The organism is Flammeovirgaceae bacterium SG7u.111 (genome assembly GCA_034044135.1).
Classification (GTDB): Bacteria; Bacteroidota; Bacteroidia; order Cytophagales; family Flammeovirgaceae.
On the sequence record CP139021.1, the window covers coordinates 5,110,172 to 5,130,911 of the forward strand.

Sequence of the window (20,740 nt, forward strand, 5' to 3'; positions counted from 1 at the left end):
AACACGTAATTCTTTAGGTTTCTTTTGGTCAGGTACTTTCCAAGGTCTGTGAGTCACAGACCTTGGGATAGAAGAAATTTGCATCTATCTCGGCCGCTCATCAGAGCGGCTATACATCCCTTTTTTTTAACTCGCAACCCAACTTACTTCTCCATAACAGGCATCATCGGTGATTTTTTGTTTTGGTAATCCTTCATCATGGTGAGGATGTGGTCGAGCATTTCAATAGCATCTACAATGTGCGGACCTTTGTTGAGCATCACACATTCGGCACGCTGCGCCATGGAAGCATCGGTGATTTCCGCCCTCGAAGGAATGCCTTTTTTCGCTAAGCTTTCCAACACCTGCGTAGCCCAAATCACGGGTACGTGGGCCGCTTGGCAAAGCGATAAAATCTCCTCTTGGATCCTGCCCATATTTTCCCAACCGCATTCTATAGCCAAATCGCCACGTGCTATCATCACCCCAACAGGATAAACTTGCATCGCCGTAATCAAAATATCCGTAAGGTTGAGGAAGCCTGCCTGCGTCTCAATCTTCAAGATTACGCCCACTTTATCCATGGCGTCCAACCTGTTTATCTCATCTATCAGCTCTTGTACATCTTCGGCTGTATTCACAAACGACATATTGATCACATCGGCATGCTTCACCACAAATGGCAAATCCTCCTTATCCTTCTCGGTCAAGCCCCTTATCTTCAAGTTGCTTTTAGGGAAATTGATACCTTTGTCTGCTTTTAGCTTCGATCCATTTTCCTTGGCATAGGTGATCCTTACTTTCAATGCCTCAGAACTTTGCTCTTCAATCACCCCTTCTATTTTTCCATCGTCAAACAAAATCGGCTGCCCAGCTTCTACACTGGTAAAAATTTCCTCCGAAGTACACGAAATATGGGCAACTTTTAGCAACTCCCCATCTTCTGTATATTCCGCCGGTTCTCCTAACATTTGCTCTTTGTGAAGTACCAAAAGATCACCTATTTTGAGCAACAATGACAACTCTACGGGCAACACATCGCCAATGGTTCCCTGTCCAACGGTTTCCCCATAGCGAGCAACTTCAAATGGCGTTCCAGCTTCCACATACGTGGTATCATGACAAAGCGCTTCAATCCCATAAACCCCATGCCCTACAATTTTAAAAGACCTACTCCGATCACGGGTATCCTTCAACTTGAGAATATCTCCCGGCAAAAAGCTCTTGTACAACTCCTCCGAAACAGGCAAGTAATCGGTAATTTCCAACGGCATTTCCGTTCCTTCTGGAACAACCCAAACCTGTCCAGGATGGGTCACCCTTCCGTATTCATCTCGGATGGGCACAAACTTCACTACCTTCGGCCCAGGTTTTATGCTCCCCGTTCTGATCTTCGGACCTCCCAAATCCATACTGATTTTACACCTCTTCCCTGTTTTCTTATTGGCCTCATGGATATTGTCAATAATCTGCTTCCACACCACCGGCTCGTCGTGCGCACAATTGAGCCTTGCCGTATTCATCCCTGCCTTTACCATATTTTGCACCAGCTGAGGCTCTTGTGCAGCTATGGAAGGCTGGGTCACCATAATCCGTACACGCCTTCCTTTGGAACGATAACCAAAAATTTCCAATGCGTTTTTCTCCAACAGTTTATTCCCTTTTTTGATAGAAAGGTGCGCTTTGGCAGGCTTATGCTTTTTATCCGAAATGAAGTTTTTGAGGATAGCGATAGAAGCCTCTATACTCGCCATCACGTGACTTTCCGCCTTGCCCAGTCGAGAAAGGCTCATGTTGCCTAACTTGATTTGCAAATCGCGAATATCGTGCTGGCGAAGCGCACGGTAATGCAACAAGTTCCTAGCGCTATCTTTAAAATTAGGGTGTACCCTCGCAAGCACAATACTGTAGCGATCTTCCATTTCTAAAGCGCTTTTCCGAAGCTCTTCTAGGCGGGCAACCATATCCCTGATCTTTTCCTCTTTAATCTTCATTTCTGGTGTAATTCTGTGGTGGACAGTAAAAAAACTAAGCTTATCACAACTAAAAAATGCCTGTTTCAGCACTTAGTAAAATTAGCGTAAACTCAATTTAAAAGCGTTAAAACAGGCAAAATAATAACGCAAAGCTGATGAAGATCATAAAGCGAAAAAGATTCACGGTTTCGTAACCTGCGAATCCAAAACCGAGCTTAGTTATTAAAAAAATCCATCATTCCAAACTTGGCATTTAAAACGAAAAAACTCATATTTGCACTTCTAATTTTTTCGGGGTGTAGCTCAGTCCGGTTTAGAGTACTCGTCTGGGGGGCGAGGGGTCGGAAGTTCGAATCTTCTCACCCCGACTTTTAGATTGTTTAGCAGTAAAAAAAGCCTTTTTGAATCAATTTCAAAAAGGCTTTTTTACGTTGTGATAAAAAGGGTGATTCATATGGAAGAAATTTCAATCAGCTATTGAAATCATAACTAAACCAACTGTAAAACAAATGGTTACAACTACTATCCAGTTCCGATTCAGGAATACTTGCGCTTCCACTAGTAAAGGCGTGGTATATGCAAAGGTTACACATAAAGGTGTACACTCGAATTATTTCTCAACTGGTATTAATACCACTAAAAACAAGTGGGTAAACCGCTCAAATAGCCGTTTGGGTAAAAAAATCGAAAGGATTAGGATCGAATTGCTTGATGCGACCAAAAAGGCTAACTACAAACTAGAATTGGTAAGAGAAGTATGGAGAGATGGCAATAAACCAGTAACACTATTTGCGATAGCCAAAGAAGTGGTCAAGCTAAAAGGCCAGGATAGAACCTTGAAATATAGGACTTGGGAAACTTATGACACTAGACTTAAAAAGCTTGAGCAGTTTGACACTTCCACCCCAATCAAAAAAATCAATGAAAAATGGGCAAACAATTATTTAGCTTGGTGCTTGCACAAAGGCTACAAAAGAAATTATTGCATGAAGCAAATTCAGTTTGTAAAACATGTATTGAAGCATGCAAAAAAAGAAGGGATCATTAAAACCAACAAGTTGGAGTACTATGATTTCAAATATGAAAAAAAGCCAATTGAATTCCTTACAGTAGATGAAATCCAGAAACTTCAAGGTATCTCATTCGCCTCGCCTGCGCTAAACAAAGTCAAGGTTGCCTTTCTATTTCAAATGTATCTTGGCTTGTCCTACGAAGGCTTAGAAAAGTTTCGGTATAAAGACCTAAAAACCTATAGAGACAAAAAATGCTATGTGAAGCAACGGGACAAATCTATGGAGACTTACTTTGTACCCCTGTGCCAAGAAGCACTACAGCTACTAGAAGAAAATGGTTTTGAGATACCCCTGTATTGCAATGCTTATTACAACAGGATTTTGAAAGAGATAGCTCTGATCCTTGCCATTGACCTCAAATTAACGACCCACCTTGCCCGTAAGACAGCGGGAATGCGCTGGCTGAACATGGGCTACTCCATAGAATCTGTATCCTTGATGCTCGACCACAGCGATATCAGAACTACCCAACGCTGGTACGCAAGGGTATTACCAATAAGGGTTTTGGAAGAGACGGAAAAGATAGAGGCTAAAAATAAAAAGTGATTTCTGTGCTTTTAGCCCTATAACAGCTTATTTTTGAAGCCTCCTAGAGCCTGTCAAGGCTTTAGTTTAACTATTACTGGAACGCACGGCAGGTAGCTAGTGCGTTTTTTTGTGGGTAAAAATGAAATCAAGAATTTTTGCCCATAAAAACTAATTTTGGGTTCCCAAACCTAAGCCAAGTCCTATTTGAACCAAAAATGGAAAATATCATAACAAACTAAAATTATGCCATTAAAAAAAATAAAATAATTTTTACAAGAATAAATAGTACTTTATTAATATTTGAATTATTCACCTTGATACCATACCACATACCTTGCACCACCATTTTTAGTGATATTTCATGGGCGCTCCCCCTCAACAACCAAAAAAGTGGCCTAGCCCAAATTAAAACAAAGTAAAATACGATAAATATCACATATGTAAGATATCCCGCCACATATTCAAATTGCCAAAACCCGGCTTACCAACAAGTTTTTTTTGATGCAATTGCAGGTTATTATTGCGTTGTACTAGCAAACAACACTCATAGCAAACAATAATAAATATGACTTTTTATAACTACTACCCAAGAGTCCCCCTCGTCCAAATCGACCTATCACCGACTAAATACTTACCGACACTAATGGAAATACCCTTGGGATCTTTATTATAGACACCTAATCTAAAAATACTGCATAAACAAAAACAACAACACTTGCTTTTGGCAAGACAGGAGACCTATGTCCTATTTAAACAAACAACAAACTTCAATACAAACCAAGATGCAACTAAGGAAGCTGATACCGATGTTCCTAGGGCTATTTTTGGCTGCAAATGCATCCTATGCCCAATCTTCGCCCAAGGCCTATTATGCCATAAAAGATGGGGGCTGGTCAGAGCCCAGCACATGGTCTGAGACAGTAAACGGCCCTGCCGCGACAAGTTACCCACAAGGTCAAGACAACGTGTCCATATCAGGGTACAATGTCACGATCGCCCCAGGCCTCAATATCACATGTGGGACAATCACCTTGGGAGACTTTAATAACTTCCCTGGGATCCTAACAATAAACAGTTCATTGTTGACAGTCTACGGGAAAGTTCTTCTAAAGAAAAACGACCCATTGGTCAACGGGACAAAAATCAATATAACCAACAACGGGAACATCTTGGTTGAAGAAAAGACCGACGTGATCATAGACATAACCCCCCCCCTCCGCGCCCTCGGAATTCGCCGTGGCGACCAAGACCTCTACCAGCGTATCGCTCTAGTGGGGCGCCTCCACGGACAACGTGGGCGTCACCTCGTACAGCATCGACATAGCGGGAGGGGGCTCCTCATGGACGGAGGACGGCATCCCCGGCACCTCTACCGCTCATACCGTGGTGGGCTTGTCACCAGATACGGAGTATATCTTCACGGTCAAGGCGCACGACGAAGCGGGCAACGAATCTGAGGACAACCCCCAGGTGACCGAGACGACCGACCCTGCGCCCGTCGCATCCTTCTACAGGGGGATCAACCTCGGCGGTGGCGGCTCGGTGACCATAGGTGGCAACACCTTCGACCCAGGGTATGCGGACAACGTGGCGTACACGGGCGCGGAGTACAACCTCAACTGGATACCGTGGGACGACGCGCCGACAGACCCGGCGGAGAGAGAGCTAATCGACAGACGGCGCGTCCGTGACCCTCACCAGCGTGCCCAACGGCACCTATGAGGCATACCTCTACCTTGTGGAATGGGAATCCGGGACCAAGGTACTAGACGATCAACGGCCAGCTACTTCAGCCAGCCTGAGAAGGGCTGGTCGAGGCTAGGCCCTTGGCAGGTGGAGGTCACCGGCGGACAGATACAGGTCGCCACCACAGGGGCCAGCGCAGGCATCGCCGGACTCAAGGTGTATTCTGTAGAATAAAGATTAAATCACGTCTTGACCAAAACAACATATATATCGCTCATGGCCATCACATTGGCGCTCGCCCTTCCCTTCTGGGCAAATGCGCAGGACAGCCTTGCCTCAAGATGGGGCTGGGGCGGTGGGTTCGGGTTCTCTAGCTCTGTACCTTCCAGTCTTGTACTGTCGCCCTCGCTGGAATACTTGCCAAACAAGACGTTCAGGTTTGGCACGGGTATCCTAGCGGGCTATAAACAGGCAGAGAACGGGGGCGTATCAGCCGATGCCCAATCGGGATGGGACATCGGCGGCAGGCTCTATGGCGACCTGTTGTTCCACAAAAACCTGCCATGGCTGCAAGTGGGGTACAAAGCATCTTTGCAACCCGACAGCCTGGGCAAAAAAGACTGGATACATTCTAGCACCGCGGGCATCGGCTATTCCATGGAAATGCAAAAAGGAAAGCAGTTCAGGCTGTTGCTCTCAAGGGATTTCTTTTCTGATAAAGAAACAGATAAGTTAACCTTGGGAGACTGGAACTTTGGGGTCTCCCTTGCGGGAGGGCTCGGTAGGAAGCAAGGCGTGGGAAAACCGTTCTCTTCCTTTTTGTCTTCCCTAAAACCCAGTTTCCAGAAAATAGACACAGCAAGGAACCCGAGGACATTTAAGGAACGGCTGGCCTTCGGCGGGGACTTTTCCCTCAGCCCGGACAAAGAAAACAGTTCGCTGAGGCTCTCGCCCATGATTGCCTACGAGCCCAACAGGTTCTCCAGCATAGGTATCGGCGCAAACTTTTCTTACTTGGCGACCAAGGAAAAGGACGGGGAGACACAAAAAGAAAAAGAGGAAATAAATTACGGATACAGGGTATTCGGTAGACTATCTCCGGTAGGCTGGCTGCCTTATGGGCAAGTAGAGCTGGAGGGCATGTCAAAAACCGACAGCCTCGGGAACAGGGGCTTTGACCATACTTGGCTGCTGGGCGGGGGATATAAATTCCCTATTGGGGAACTTGCCTCGCTAAACGCCTCCGTGCTCAGGGATATGGGTACGGCACCAGGCTCAGAAAGCCCATGGGTATTTAGGATGGGCATCGAAGCAAGTCTTGGAAACCCGAGAGGACAAGAGAGCTGGATAGACGGGATGAAGGAAAAGCCTTTCACCCCGGGGATGATGATGGTCGCCCCGATCCTCAAAAAACTGGGGCTGGAGGGCAATATCAGTATCATCCCCGGAGACCCTATAAGGGTCGATATCTCCCCGATCTTCAATATCAAGCTTGACAGTATGTTCACCTTTGGAATAGGGCCAAGTGTACAGATGGGCCAAGATATGTTCGAAAAAGAGTGGGACTTCTCCAAACTGGACTACGGGGGCAGGGTATACGCCCGCTTCCAACCAAGAAAAAAAGTACCGTACGTGCAATTGGAATACGAGGGCATCGGGGCACTCGACTCCCTCGAAAAAAGGGAGCTCCTCTCATCGGTATTGTTCGGTGCGGGGTATGCCGCCAAGCTGCCCCTCGTGGGAAATGTCAGCCTGACGGTACTAAGGGACTTGACCTATAGCGGACCGACAAAGACACATGAAAGCCCTTGGGTATTCCGGACGGGGCTGGGCAAAAAACTGCCCTTCGAGGACAAGCCGATACCGGGGACGAGAGCACCAACACCTGTCAAGAACGGATTCGACCTTTATGACTTGGAGGGAAACCTCGGACTCTCCCTCGGGGAGCTCATGCAGGTAGACCTCTCCCCTGCCTTCTCCTACAATATAAAAAAATGGTGGAACGTGGCCACAGGACCTGTCTTCCGCTATGCCAAGGACAACAATTCGGGAAGGGACGAAGCAGTCTATGGCGCGAGGGCGTTTACGAGAATTTTGCCCAAGTACGCGCTACCCCACCTTCACTTCGAGTGGGAGGCGCTAAACTCGGGGATGGACGCCAACGGAAAATCGATCGACAGGCAATGGAATATGGCACTGCTACTCGGTGGAGGGCTCAACTTTCCTATCGGCAACAAGGCTGCCATTAATCTGGCGGCGCTCAGAAAGCTGGGATGGGACGGTCCTACCCCAACCCACAGAGAAAAGTGGGACATCCGGATGGGACTTAAGATTTAAAGGATTAAAAAAAATAAGCCAATTAAATACAATGATGCAACAAATAGACAAAACAAAATGGGCTGGGAGGATTGCCAAAATATCCTACTTGTTCACTACATTTCTCCTAATGCCATTTTTCTCTTGGGCACAAGAAGGATCTGATTACATAACCCCTAAATTACCACAGATCATTGCAGCCTCTCCCGAGGCTGCAAGCCTCGGCCAATACGGGGAAGTCCCAATCAACCTATCGTTAGGGCAGATAAACTATACAGTCCCCATTTATACCATAAAGGTAGGGGACTTCGAATACCCACTGACCCTTTCCTATGGATATGGGGGCTTTAGGCCAGATACGGATCCTGGAATGGTAGGGATGGGCTGGACCGCCAATTTTGGCGGGGCGATAATAAGGCAGCTCAAGGGCATGCCAGACGAACAACCCGAGGGGTATTTCACCCACGGCGCAACCTTTGCCAACCTGAGCAGCGAGACCGAAACAAAACAGGCAGAGCTCCTTACCTGGGCTGCCGAAGGCATTGTAGACACACGCCCCGACAAGTTTATCATCAATACTCCTGTACTGGGCGGCAGCTTCAGGTTCCACACAGACAAGAAAGCAGTGTTCTCCGAGCACAGGAACTACATCGTATCTCACAACAATAACCTAGCCTCCATCGGCATCACTGACGATAGGGGCATCTTGCATGAGTTCAATGGCGGAGATACCGAATATACAAGAAATTTCAGTTCGGGGGATGATGAAACAGATTATACCAGTTCATGGATGGTATCTAAGGTCACCATCCCAGGAGGCAAGGGGACGATCGACTTCCAATACAGGGACTATGATTTTGTTGCCGAGTATTTCACCAAAACATATAACGTTAAAAGCACCACACCTTGGAACAATAGCAGGGAGGCTAGCCTACGGCAAAGTAGCACCGAGACGCAGTCCAAGCTGCTCGAGAGGATCGACTTCCCCAACGGGTATATAACCTTTTCCCACGACATATCTCTCAAACCTACCAACACAGAATATATGGGGGGTAGCTACACCTACAGCACGCCACAGGCCAAGCTTGGCTCGGTCTCCATATTTAACATAGATGGTGTTTTGATCAACAGATACACTTTCAACTATTACGACGACGGCTACTATTTTTTCCTAAAATCCGTCATAAAAGAGGGTGTTAACGGGAACAAGGAAGATTATTACAGTTTCAATTATTACGACCTTGACGAAGTACCTGCCAACAGGATCTCAAGCAACAGGACGGATCTTTGGGGGATTTACAACGGAATCGATTTCGACGAGAACGATGTGGTTTCATCCCTCAACCCAAACTTCGCGAAAGGGAGGGTAGGCGCACTCAAGCAGATCATCTATCCCACAAAAGGAATAACAGAGATTACCTACGAACCCAACGATATCAGTAGAAGTGAGAGCTATTACGATTCCTCAAACCCGGTTTATGATGAAACAGAGTTTGCTGAAGTAAATTATGACGACTGTGCTCCATATTGCGATGACTTCCCCTCGGAGTCAAAAGGAGTGTATATACCTTTTTCACAGACAGTTCAGATTACGTTGGAAGTCGATGTCTCGTCCACACAGTCGGTCGCCACAAGCGGGTTGAAAAAAGACGGTACATATATCACTTACAACCAGAGCAACGGTTCGACCGGACTTGTCAAACTATACGCCACAGAGGAAAGCCTTGGGGACAATGAGAGTAGACATTTCCTACAGACCTATGAAGTTACCTTGTCACAGGGAACATACATACTCTTTACAGAGGTCGGCGAGGGCAATGAGGATGGGGCAAATTTTGCTAAGGCAATAATAAAATATAGGCAAGTCCCCTACCCCCAAGACCCCATAGCCAACAACATTACTGTCGGTGGTATCCGGGTAGCCCAGACGGAAAGTTGCCCTGGCACTGGCAACTGTACCACCACCAAATATAAATACCTATCTGGATATACGCAGAATCCCGGGACCTCTAGCGGGTTTCTGACCGAGTTATACCCTAGGTTCAAGAGCCTCACGGTAAAGCATGAGGATATTATAGTAGGACCGAATAGCTTGCTTCAATTACTTGATAATGGAGAGCTTTTTTATATTCTCGGTTTTGAAGACAAATTAGAAACATCGAATTACAATACCTATTCTGAGAGCTACCTTCCCATGACTCCCTTGACAATCTCAAGTAGTCATGTACTTTATACCCGGATTGAGATCATCAAATATGACGAGGCAATAGGCAAGGTGGTAAAAGAGTTCAGCACCTTCGACAAATCATTTGACCCTACTGGTTCCTCCAAGCTTTTCCCAGACCTGTACACGGATTTCGATTTCAAGCAGGGCAAAGTTTTGAAGGAAGAGATATTCGAAAACTCCGGGGGAACACTTCAAACCAAGCAAACAATAACCAATGATTATGGGGAAAGCCTCTTTGGTCAATCTGGACAGGTCTTTGATTGCAAGGTGATGAGATACCCCAAAATTAGAACAGGATATAAGGGTTCATATAGCCTTACAGAAAGTATGGTGAGCTCCTATACGATGGAGTCGGTAGTACACAAAACAAAAGCATACCGACCTAGCTCTACAACCACTGAATTGACAGAAGAAAACGGCACGGTCAGCACCTCGGTCTCATATACGTATGACAGCGAGACCGGTCTGACATCGGAAACTAGCCAACTTAACAGCAATGGCAGTACCACCTCATCCAAGACTTATTATCCAAATAACAGTTCGCAACTGACGGGTTTAAACCAGTCAGTCATTGATGGGCTTACTACCCAGAACAGGGTCGCAACCCCGATCCAAATAGAACAGGTTGTAAAAGGGGCGAACAACTCTATTCTGGCCAAGGTCACCCAGAGGACGAATTATAAAAACTGGGACAACGACAACCCTGTTACTATCGAAACCAGGATTTTACCAGAGACTGTACAGGCAGCCAAAGGAAGCTTGGCATTGGAAGAAAGGATCGCCTATTATGACTATGATAAAAATGGCAACCCAACGGAAATAGGAAAGACAGGAGACGCTTTACGCATCTCCTTCCTCTGGGGATACAACAACACCTTGCCTGTCGCTAAAATAGTGGGGGTCGGTTATGCGGATATCACCGTAAGCGGGGTCAAAAACCTAGGAAGCGGGGGATTGTCTGAATCACAAGCGGAACAGTTAAGGGCGATTCCAGGCGCAATGGTCACGACTTTCACCTATGACCCTCTAATAGGCATGACTTCGCAAACAGACCAAAACGGGTACACCACCTACTACGAGTACGACGACTTTGGTAGGCTCAAGCTAACCCGAGACCAGGACGGGAACATCCTCAGCATGAATGAATACCACTACAAGGGTCAATAAATAGCATTTTTAAGTCACTCACAATGTTTATAAGCATTCAATAAAACTAGCGACAAACATCATGTCAGTAAAAAAACTAATAACAACAATTTTCCTAGTTGTTGTATGGGCGCATTATTTATTTGCACAGTGCAATACCGTTTCTTTCAGCAAGTCTGGAACGACCTTGACAACAACATATACCGTCAATAATGTAAATCCCATTGTTTTTGATGAGCTCAAGTTCGACTGGTATACAAATGCAGGGATGACGGTCTTGGCCAAATCGGTCACCACCCACCCAAGCATTAATAATGGCTTCCCATATACCACAAATGGGGTATCCATCACTTGGACGAACAATAATAGAAGCTATACATGTAAATGTACCTTTACCGCCAGTTCGGGGACAACGTATTATGCTAAAGTCACAAGTACAAGAGGTACAAACGATTGCTCTGCGACCGCAGGCCCTGTTTCTTTTGATCCAGCTCCCAGCACTCCTAATATTACCGATGCCGATGGCTATTATTGCCAGGCATGCCTTACGGACGACGACAAGGCATATGTGACCCTCAAGGGAGGAAACTCCGCTTATAACGATATCTACAAGATATACAAGAGAGGCAACAGCACAGCGGTAGTAAGCGTCGCAAGCTCGGGAGCCAGCAACAAGATTGCCATACCCGGCTATTGCACCACCGCAAAATACTATGCCACCATACAGAGGGGGAACATGGCAAGCGGGCAGACTGCCGATTTCTCGCTTACCAACAAAAAGCCCGCAAAGCCCACGGTACAGGACGAGGCAAGATGCGGTGCAGGGGACGTGGTCTTCACTGTCTCAGGGACGGTAGCTGGCCTGGAGTACCACTGGTACAACGCACAGGGGGACGAGATTGGGACGCCGGGAACCTCTATCACCGTCAAGAACCTAGCCGTTTCCAGTTCACCTTACCTGTTCACCGTCAAGGCCAAAAATACCGCCTATGGTTGTTGGAGCGATGTAAAGACCGTCAAGGCTACGGTGGACGAAATACCAGGGCTGCCCACGGTTTCGGACAAGTCCATTTGTGGCTCTGGATCAACAACGTTGACAGCCAACTTGGAAGGGGCTTCCTCCTACAGGTGGTACGATGCCGCCACGGGTGGAAAACTAAAAAAATCAGGACCGGACCCGTTTGACACTCCCTATCTTTCTGCCAACACCAACTATTGGGTCTCCGCCGTATCTGCTGCGGGGTGCGAGGGACCTAGACAAAAGGTAACCGTATTTACAGATTCACCAAATACGGTTACCTTCAGCAAGTCGGCAATGACGTTATCAACCGAGTATACTATTACTAGCATAACAAACTATACCATCTTCAACAGCTTCAACCTCCAGCTCGACTGGTACACAAATGAAGGGATGACGGTCTTGGCCAAATCGGTCACCACCCACCCAAGCATTAATAATGGCTTCCCATATACCACAAATGGGGTATCCATCACTTGGACGAACCAGGGAGGTTATTCTTACAAATGTACATGTACATTTACCGCAAGCTCGGGTATCACTTACTACGTCAAGGTCACAGAGATCAAAGACATTGGCAATTGCTCGGCCACCGCCGGACCTGTATCCTTTGACCCTGCCCCAAGTACCCCTGATATAACCAGTGCCTACTATTGTAGTACTTGCTCTCCCATTGATAGTGATGATCTTGCCTATGTGACCCTTAGCGGGGCAAATTCCGCCTATGGGGACACCTACATGGTATATAGGCAAACCACAACGGGGGCGAACTGGTAGAGAGCGTGTCCAGCACTGTCCCTAACCAAGTTGCCTTTACAGGGTATTGCGGCCAGGAACAATATTATGCTGTTATCAAGAGGGGCACCATGACCAGTGACGAAAAGATAATTACATTTACCGACATGCGCCCCCCTAAGCCTACAGCTGTAAGCTCACAGACCAATATCTGTTCAGGACCGATTTATTTAGAGGTTACGGGCGCTCCATCAGGAGGAACCTATCAATGGTATGATGCCAACGACAACCCGATCACCTTAGATTTGTGCAGTTGTATTATTCGAAGGATTGTGTTTAATTGGAAAACCTTGATTTCCTTTTGGCCAAGGGGGGCATGGGCGACTCAACTCCGACCATGAATAAGATTCATCCCACTGCTGGATGCCCGTGTCCCCTCCCGTGCCCAGGCCTGTATAAGAGTTTGTCACCGTTAAGGTAGTTAGGCTACGCACCGGGTCCCTGGCCTCTAGGTTTTTTGTCCAACATAAAAATACGGATAACCATGGGATTTAAAAACTTTATCGGCATCGACATCAGCAAAGACACCATCGACCTGGCCCTCTTGGCCGAACATGGAGAGCTTGTCAACCTCAAATGGGACAACGACGGGAAAGCCCTGGGCAAAGGGCTCAAGTCCCTGTTCAGGGAGCACGGGCTAGGCAAAGAAGACACCTTGCTATGTGCCGAGCACACAGGACAGTTCGGCAACAAGCTGATGGAAGTGTCCCTGGACCTGGGGCTTTGCCTCTGGATGGAATCACCTTATTCCATCTCCCGCTCGCAGGGAATGACAAGGGGAAAGGACGACAAGGTGGATGCCGAGAGGATCGCCGGCTATGCCAAGCGGTTCGCCGACAAGGCAAGATTGGTAAAGCCTACACCCAAGACTATCAATAAGTTAAAGCTTTTGTCCTCTGAGCGGGAACTTGCCATGAAGGATCTCTCGAAATACAAAGGGCAGCTAAAACAGGAGAAAGGGTTTCTGGACAAAGAGTATTTCAAGGAAAAAGAAAAGAGGGTGAAGAAGCTCATCGCCCTCTATAAAAAAACGGTCGAGGAGATAGAGGAACAGATAGCCCAGTTGATAGAGGACGACCCGGACATCAAGGACAGTTTCGACAAGATCGTCTCCGTGGAGGGCGTGGGAAAGCAGACGGCCATCGCCACGATAGTGGCCACGGAAAACTTCCAGAAATTTGACGACCCCAAGAAGTTTGCCTGCCACATCGGCTGCGCCCCGTTCAGGTACGTGTCGGGCAGCAGCATCCGCTCACGCAACAAGGTCTCGCAAAAAGCCAACAAGGACCTGAAGAAAATATTCCACATGGCGGCACTCTCCACCCTGAGGACAAAGGGGGAGCTGCGAAAATATTACGACCGCAAAGTGGAGGAGGGCAAGCACAAGATGTCCGTCATAAACGCCATCCGGTCAAAGCTCGTCCACCGCATCTTTGCGGTCATTAACCAAAACAGGAAATATGAAAAAATTTATACGCATTCCCTTGTTTAAACCATAAGAGTACCTTAGGGCGAAAAACATCTCGACAGGGTGTTGGAGCCCTCCCAGCGAGGCGGTGATCGTATACGACTTCACGCCACCAGCGGCTTACACAACCACCGACCTCAACTATGTAAGGACATACGTCTTCCAAAAGCCTACAACTACGGAGACCTTCGACGACCTGATAACCGATGACTTTACAAAGCTATATACCCACAAAAACCCGAATGAAATACAAGTAGCCACCCAGTATATGGACGGATTGGGAAGACCTATCCAACAGGTCACCCAGATGGCTATCGAGAAAAACAATGCTTGGATGGATATGGTACAACCTGTATATTATGACGAGTTCGGTAGGCAGACGAGGGGCTACCTCCCTTATGCCGAGGCAGAAGCAGATAATGCAGGTGATTTTAGGGCGAATGCCTTTGCCGAGCAACATTCCTTCTACTCCTCTCCAGAGGATGGCATACCCCAGTCAAACTATGCCTTTTCGCAACAGGTAATAGAGCCTTCTCCACTCAATAGAGTACTGGCACAAGTTGCCCCTGGCGAAAGCTGGCTGCCGTTTGTAGGCACTACCCAAGACCGCTCGGTGAATATGAGGCAATTGACCAATGAAGAGGGCGACAACATCCGCATCTGGACAGTAGGCACAGGAGAAAACGACCTCCCAACAACTGCCAGCGCTTATGAAGACGGCCAGCTCTTCGTATCGGAAACAACCGACGAGGAAAACCACAAGTCTTTGGAATACAAAGACAAACAAGGAATGGTCGTACTAAAAAAGGTACAAGATGAAAACGACTTCCTTAGCACCTACTACGTCTACGACGACTATGGCAACCTCCGCTATGTACTCCCCCCAAAAGCAATGGAGGAGATGGGCGACGACTTTAGCGGCCATGACAACTTTGACACCATACTGGACGAGCTCTGCTTCAAGTACACCTACGATGCCCGCAAAAGGATGGTGGCAAAGAAAGTGCCCGGCACAGAGGGAGAAACCTATATGGTCTACGATAGGTTAGATAGGCTGGTACTCACCCAAGATGCCGAGCAGAGGCAGCCGAACGAAGATGGCGAGCAAGAGTGGTTTTTTACCAAGTACGACATCTTTAGCCGCCCGGTGATGACGGGGATATACACTTCTTCCTTGACAAAAGAAGAGGTGCTGGCAGAGATAGAGGTAATTAACCCTACGGATTATGCAGTGCAATCCGTACGGGCAACGAATAACCCCGATCAAGTAGAAGGGAGCAACGTGAAGAGGGAAACCCACAACGGAGAAAGTACCTACTTGGCCACAAAAGAGATAGAGTTACTGCCAGGCTTTACGTTGAGCGACCCTTCTCAAGCATTCACCGCCGAGCTGACAGGGACGGTCACGCCGGAAAACGAGCAACGTGGTTATGAGATACCGCAAGATGACTTTCCACCGGCAGAAGACCTCTACATCCTTACCATTAACTATTACGACGACTATGACCTAGACAACGACGGCACGCCAGAGGAGGCATATGTCAATGTAAACGAGGCAGGCTTTATGGCAGAACAGGCAGTGACCGATAGGGTGAAAGGGCTGCTGACCGCCACCGAGGTAAGGCAATTGGGTGAGGGGGACAACGGCTTCTTGAAGACCGTGACCTTCTACGACAGAAAAGGAAGAGTAGTACAGACCCAAGCTGAAAACCACAAAGGTGGGACGGACATCGTGACCAATGAAATTGACTTTATAGGCAATGTGACTAAATCGCACACCCGCCATGCCAACCCCGAGTCTGAAGATAAACCCGCCACCATCGTAAAGAACTGGTTCGATTACGACCATGCCAATAGATTACTCAAGACCCGCCAAGCATTTGACCTGCAAATGGAGGCGGAAGCCGAGACCTTATCGGAAAATACCTACAATGCCTTGGGGCAGCTCGTGACCAAAGAGCACAGCGAATTGGCTGGCGAGCCTGGTACACCTGCCTTGCAGACGGTAGACTATCAATACAACATCCGTGGCTGGCTGACCAAGATCAACGACCTGAACAATGTGAGTGAGAGCAAGCTCTTCGCCATGGAGCTGATGTACGATAATGCGGATGCCAACGCTCAGTACAACGGCAATATCGGGAGGATTAAATGGAAAACGGACCTCGACGAGGTACAGCGCCAATACAGTTATGTCTACGACGATCTCAACCGCCTAAAATCTGCTACCTATGCGGGCAGGGCGAACGAGGACTTTAACGTACAAAATATCAGCTACGATGCAAATGGAAATATCAAGACCCTCCAGCGATATGGCCTGACCGATTTGGGTGCTACCCCCGAGCAGCATACCTATGGGCTGGTGGACAACTTGACCTACCAATACGACGAGGGACAGGTAAGCAATAGGCTCACCGCTACTCTTATGGTTTAAACAAGGGAATGCGTATAAATTTTTTCATATTTCCTGTTTTGGTTAATGACCGCAAAGATGCGGTGGACGAGCTTTGATCGGATGGCGTTTATGACGGACATCTTGTGCTTGCCCTCCTCCACTTTGCGGTCGTAATATTTTCGCAGCTCCCCCTTTGTCCTCAGGGTGGAGAGTGCCGCCATGTGGAATATTTTCTTCAGGTCCTTGTTGGCTTTTTGCGAGACCTTGTTGCGTGAGCGGATGCTGCTGCCCGACACGTACCTGAACGGGGCGCAGCCGATGTGGCAGGCAAACTTCTTGGGGTCGTCAAATTTCTGGAAGTTTTCCGTGGCCACTATCGTGGCGATGGCCGTCTGCTTTCCCACGCCCTCCACGGAGACGATCTTGTCGAAACTGTCCTTGATGTCCGGGTCGTCCTCTATCAACTGGGCTATCTGTTCCTCTATCTCCTCGACCGTTTTTTTATAGAGGGCGATGAGCTTCTTCACCCTCTTTTCTTTTTCCTTGAAATACTCTTTGTCCAGAAACCCTTTCTCCTGTTTTAGCTGCCCTTTGTATTTCGAGAGATCCTTCATGGCAAGTTCCCGCTCAGAGGACAAAAGCTTTAACTTATTGATAGTCTTGGGTGTAGGCTTTACCAATCTTGCCTTGTCGGCGAACCGCTTGGCATAGCCGGCGATCCTCTCGGCATCCACCTTGTCGTCCTTTCCCCTTGTCATTCCCTGCGAGCGGGAGATGGAATAAGGTGATTCCATCCAGAGGCAAAGCCCCAGGTCCAGGGACACTTCCATCAGCTTGTTGCCGAACTGTCCTGTGTGCTCGGCACATAGCAAGGTGTCTTCTTTGCCTAGCCCGTGCTCCCTGAACAGGGACTTGAGCCCTTTGCCCAGGGCTTTCCCGTCGTTGTCCCATTTGAGGTTGACAAGCTCTCCATGTTCGGCCAAGAGGGCCAGGTCGATGGTGTCTTTGCTGATGTCGATGCCGATAAAGTTTTTAAATTCCATGGTTATCCGTATTTTTATGTTGGACAAAAAACCTAGAGGCCAAGGACCTGGTGCGTAGCCTAACTACCTTAACGGTGGCAAACTCTTATACAGGCCTGGGCACGGGAGGGGACACGGGCATCCAGCAGTGGGATGAATCTTGTTCGTGGAGCGAGTTGAGTCGCCCATGCCCCCCTTGGCCAAAAGGAAATCAAGGTTTTACAATTAAACACAATCCTTCGAATAATACAACTGCACAAATCTAAGGTGTGAGCGACGGTGCGGGACTGGCAGGCAATGCCCTCCTCGCCGACTTTAAGGACGGAAAGGACAATACCCAAAAGGCGCTTTCTGGAGAATATATGTATGACCAGAACGGCAACCTGACCTCCGACAAGAACAAGGGGATAACGGGCATCACCTACAACCACCTCAACCTGCCGGAGCTGATCGACTTTGGCTCGGGCAATACGATCCAATACCGCTACGATGCGGCAGGGATCAAGCTACAGAAGAAAGTATACGAGGAAGGCGTATTAGCGAAAGTGACCGACTACTTGGGTAGCTTCCACTACGAAGAGGACACCCTGCGATTTGTGCACACCGCCGAGGGAAGGGCGCTCTGGAAGACCGAGCACCACGACCTCACGCAAGACTTTGTGTACGAATACCACTACAAGGACCACCTCGGCAACCTGAGGATGAGCGTGAGGGAAGGGGAAGAACTACAATACAAAGCCACTTCCAACCATGACGTTGCGGCAGATGAGGAGACCAAAAAAGGCTTTCAGAATGTTGTGAGCACGTTCGACCCCAAGAAAGGGGAGGACGGCATCGTCGGTTCTGCCTTGCTCAAGTCAGAGGACGAGAATACTTTGAGGACAGTCGGTCCGCTAAAGGTGTTTGAGGTAAGAAAAGGGGACATAATTGGCGCGAACGTTCAGGCGTGGTTCGATAAGGAAGATTCGGGAACAAAAACAACATCCCAGTATATAGTTGGAAACTTAACCAACAAGTTCACCCCAGATGTTGGGGGAAGCCCTGTTTCAGTAAACTTTGGACTCGCCCCACAAGGTGAAAATAAAGACGATGGCTCTGCACCTGTAGCTTATGTAGCGATCTATATCTACAACGAGGACGGGGAACTGGTGGAGGATAAGGTTCGATGGTTGCACAACGGGATGGTGGACGAAGATTGGAACTACCTAAACATCCTCTCTGACGTAGAGGTGACACAAGACGGGACCGCCAAGGTGTTCGTGGCAAACGAGAGTGCTGTGAGTGTTTGGTTCGACGACTTGCAGATCACCCACAAAAAAGGTATTATAGCACAGGAAAACCACTACTACCCCTTCGGCATGAACATGGCGGGGATTGAACGGAAAGGAATCCCCGACCACAAGTTCCAGTACAACGGAAAGGAAAAACAGGAAGAGCACGGGCTCAATTGGGCGGACTACGGGGCGAGGTTTTATGATAGTCAGCTTGGTAGATGGCATACGGTAGATCCACTAGCAGACCAGATGAGGAGGCACAGTGTTTATAATTATGCATTCGACAACCCGATCCGATTTATTGATCCTGATGGGATGGCGCCTGGGGATTGTTGTGGTGGACAAGATTATAACCCCTTTGATTATGAACAAGATTCTTTTGACAAGTTTTATAACGACTCTTGGAATTATTTTAAAGGATTGCTTTCTTTTGGAGCAAAAGCCGAAGCCCATGTACAAGTAACGAAAGTAGTAGGAGAAGCTAGTTCAGATAACCTTTCGTTATCATATGAACGTACTTTAGAAGTAAAACATGAAAAAACTTTTGACTTAAGTAGGATGTTAGATAATTTATTTACAGATGCTCCTAATGCTAACCCTGGGGATATAATTAGTTCTGAAACAACAATTACTTCTATGACAGAGACCAAAGCTTCAGCTGATATAAAACCATTCAAGTTAGAAGCAGTACATACGGAAAATTCTAGGGGAGAGACAGAAAACTCTATTAAAATGAGTAGAGAAATTGATGCTGGCTTTTTGAACTATGGGGCTTATTTTAAGTCGACTTATAAAGTTAATAATCAAGGACAATCAACTAAAAGTATAGCTACAGGAATTAGTGGAGATGTGATTATCCCTGTTGAAGAAAATACTAAAATCAAAGTAGGCGCTAGTTTTGAAATCTTTTATGAAAAATAATTCTTTCTTATTTATAATTTTGGCATTAAGTATTTGTAGCTGTGGGCATGACAAGGTTAATTATTTTAATTTTGCATACCCGCCAAAAAACAAGCCGATATTTGCTCAAGGTGAATTTACAAATAAAGGTGTCGAAAATGGAGAGTTTACAATCTCATCTGATAGCCTTTTAATTAATGGTAAGTATAAACAAGGTCAGAAACTTGGTACATGGTTCTATAAAATAGATTCTAGTGAATTTAAAATCAATTGGAAATCTTGCAATGTTCATGATATAAACATGTCTTTTTCAGTTCCTGAAGACTGGGATATTTATGATAGGGATGGTGTGGTTGTATTGGCAGCACTCCCACAACAAGATAAGAAAAACCCAAGAGAATTTCTAAAAATCATTAAATATCCCAAAGAGGAACTAGATTTAACTTCAAGTGTTGGCCAATGTTTTTTACAAACACAAAATGATTACAATTTAATATCATCAAAGCCATTAAGAATTGTTGATATAGAAAACGTGATGTCATATTATCTAAGACTTGAATTAGATAATAACACTCACTTCTTATTTTACTTTTTTGAATACGGTGATGATATATATCAAGTGAGTTTTTTGACATTAAAACAGAATCTTAATATTAATTTTTTCTTGTTTTTTGATATCATCCATGGCATGATGTTAAATAACAAGAAAATTTTTAGCCCATATAAATCTTATCAAGCATCAGAATTCAATCTAGTGCCTGCTGAAAATGGATAATTTTCTCCCCAACTACTCTTATGGTTTAAACAAGGGAATGCGTATAAATTTTTTCATATTTCCTGTCTTGGTTTATGACCGCGAAGATGCGGTGGGAGGGGGTTGAAAGTAATTTATAAAAACAAAATAAAAGGTGCAGGATGTATTTCCTGCACCTTTTTT

General features: G+C 46.8%; 13 protein-coding genes and 1 tRNA gene. 12 read left to right on the forward strand and 2 right to left on the reverse strand.

Annotation, left to right across the window (positions count from 1 at the left end; translation table 11 throughout):
- Nucleotides 1–143 precede the first annotated feature (143 nt).
- A complete protein-coding gene (locus tag R9C00_19830; protein WPO33951.1) occupies nt 144–1,973 on the reverse strand; it encodes a pyruvate kinase in 1,830 nt (609 codons plus the stop codon).
- Between the two features lie 274 nt (nt 1,974–2,247).
- Here R9C00_19830 and R9C00_19835 point away from each other — a divergent pair.
- The 9 genes from R9C00_19835 (at nt 2,248) to R9C00_19875 (ending at nt 16,646) form a co-directional block, all read left to right on the forward strand.
- Nucleotides 2,248–2,323, forward strand: a tRNA-Pro gene (locus R9C00_19835).
- A gap of 141 nt (nt 2,324–2,464) precedes the next feature.
- The gene (locus tag R9C00_19840; protein ID WPO33952.1) at nt 2,465–3,574 is read left to right on the forward strand and encodes a phage integrase SAM-like domain-containing protein; all 1,110 of its coding nucleotides are present in this window, start codon (nt 2,465–2,467) and stop codon (nt 3,572–3,574) included.
- A gap of 1,275 nt (nt 3,575–4,849) precedes the next feature.
- On the forward strand, nt 4,850–5,278 hold the full coding sequence (locus tag R9C00_19845) for a fibronectin type III domain-containing protein (GenBank protein WPO33953.1): 429 nt from the start codon (nt 4,850–4,852) through the stop codon (nt 5,276–5,278).
- A 240-nt stretch (nt 5,279–5,518) separates the two neighbouring features.
- On the forward strand, nt 5,519–7,579 hold the full coding sequence (locus tag R9C00_19850; protein ID WPO33954.1) for a hypothetical protein: 2,061 nt from the start codon (nt 5,519–5,521) through the stop codon (nt 7,577–7,579).
- Nucleotides 7,580–7,610: 31 nt separating this feature from the next.
- Nucleotides 7,611–10,952, forward strand: a complete 3,342-nt coding sequence (locus R9C00_19855) for a hypothetical protein (GenBank protein WPO33955.1) — start codon at nt 7,611–7,613, stop codon at nt 10,950–10,952.
- 61 nt (nt 10,953–11,013) lie between these two features.
- Nucleotides 11,014–12,726: a hypothetical protein gene (locus tag R9C00_19860; protein ID WPO33956.1), complete on the forward strand. Its 1,713-nt coding sequence runs from the start codon at nt 11,014–11,016 to the stop codon at nt 12,724–12,726.
- 5 nt (nt 12,727–12,731) lie between these two features.
- Nucleotides 12,732–13,085, forward strand: coding sequence for a hypothetical protein (locus tag R9C00_19865; protein WPO33957.1), 354 nt, complete (start codon nt 12,732–12,734; stop codon nt 13,083–13,085).
- 143 nt (nt 13,086–13,228) lie between these two features.
- Nucleotides 13,229–14,236, forward strand: coding sequence for a transposase (locus R9C00_19870; protein ID WPO33958.1), 1,008 nt, complete (start codon nt 13,229–13,231; stop codon nt 14,234–14,236).
- 64 nt (nt 14,237–14,300) lie between these two features.
- Nucleotides 14,301–16,646, forward strand: a complete 2,346-nt coding sequence (locus R9C00_19875; GenBank protein WPO33959.1) for a DUF6443 domain-containing protein — start codon at nt 14,301–14,303, stop codon at nt 16,644–16,646.
- Here the strand turns inward: R9C00_19875 and R9C00_19880 are convergent.
- The gene (locus R9C00_19880) at nt 16,643–17,650 is read right to left on the reverse strand and encodes a transposase (GenBank protein ID WPO33960.1); all 1,008 of its coding nucleotides are present in this window, start codon (nt 17,648–17,650) and stop codon (nt 16,643–16,645) included. The two genes, R9C00_19875 and R9C00_19880, sit on opposite strands and share 4 nt — an antisense overlap.
- Before the next feature lie 74 nt (nt 17,651–17,724).
- On the opposite strand from R9C00_19880, the gene R9C00_19885 reads away from it, so the two are divergent.
- The 3 genes from R9C00_19885 to R9C00_19895 are packed head-to-tail and all read left to right on the forward strand — an operon-like array spanning nt 17,725 to nt 20,578.
- The gene (locus R9C00_19885) at nt 17,725–17,895 is read left to right on the forward strand and encodes a hypothetical protein (GenBank protein WPO33961.1); all 171 of its coding nucleotides are present in this window, start codon (nt 17,725–17,727) and stop codon (nt 17,893–17,895) included.
- Between the two features lie 3 nt (nt 17,896–17,898).
- On the forward strand, nt 17,899–19,824 hold the full coding sequence (locus R9C00_19890; GenBank protein WPO33962.1) for an RHS repeat-associated core domain-containing protein: 1,926 nt from the start codon (nt 17,899–17,901) through the stop codon (nt 19,822–19,824).
- Nucleotides 19,814–20,578, forward strand: a complete 765-nt coding sequence (locus tag R9C00_19895) for a hypothetical protein (protein ID WPO33963.1) — start codon at nt 19,814–19,816, stop codon at nt 20,576–20,578. Before R9C00_19890 ends, R9C00_19895 begins: the two co-directional genes overlap by 11 nt.
- Nucleotides 20,579–20,740: the final 162 nt, after the last annotated feature.

Coding starts and splice junctions, on each gene's coding strand:
- R9C00_19840 (WPO33952.1), top strand. CDS start 2,465: ATGGTTACAACTACTATCCAGTTCCGATTCAGGAATACTTGCGCTTCC.
- R9C00_19880 (WPO33960.1), bottom strand. CDS start 17,650: ATGGAATTTAAAAACTTTATCGGCATCGACATCAGCAAAGACACCATC.
- R9C00_19860 (WPO33956.1), top strand. CDS start 11,014: ATGTCAGTAAAAAAACTAATAACAACAATTTTCCTAGTTGTTGTATGG.
- R9C00_19850 (WPO33954.1), top strand. CDS start 5,519: ATGGCCATCACATTGGCGCTCGCCCTTCCCTTCTGGGCAAATGCGCAG.
- R9C00_19895 (WPO33963.1), top strand. CDS start 19,814: ATGAAAAATAATTCTTTCTTATTTATAATTTTGGCATTAAGTATTTGT.
- R9C00_19870 (WPO33958.1), top strand. CDS start 13,229: ATGGGATTTAAAAACTTTATCGGCATCGACATCAGCAAAGACACCATC.
- R9C00_19855 (WPO33955.1), top strand. CDS start 7,611: ATGATGCAACAAATAGACAAAACAAAATGGGCTGGGAGGATTGCCAAA.
- R9C00_19830 (WPO33951.1), bottom strand. CDS start 1,973: ATGAAGATTAAAGAGGAAAAGATCAGGGATATGGTTGCCCGCCTAGAA.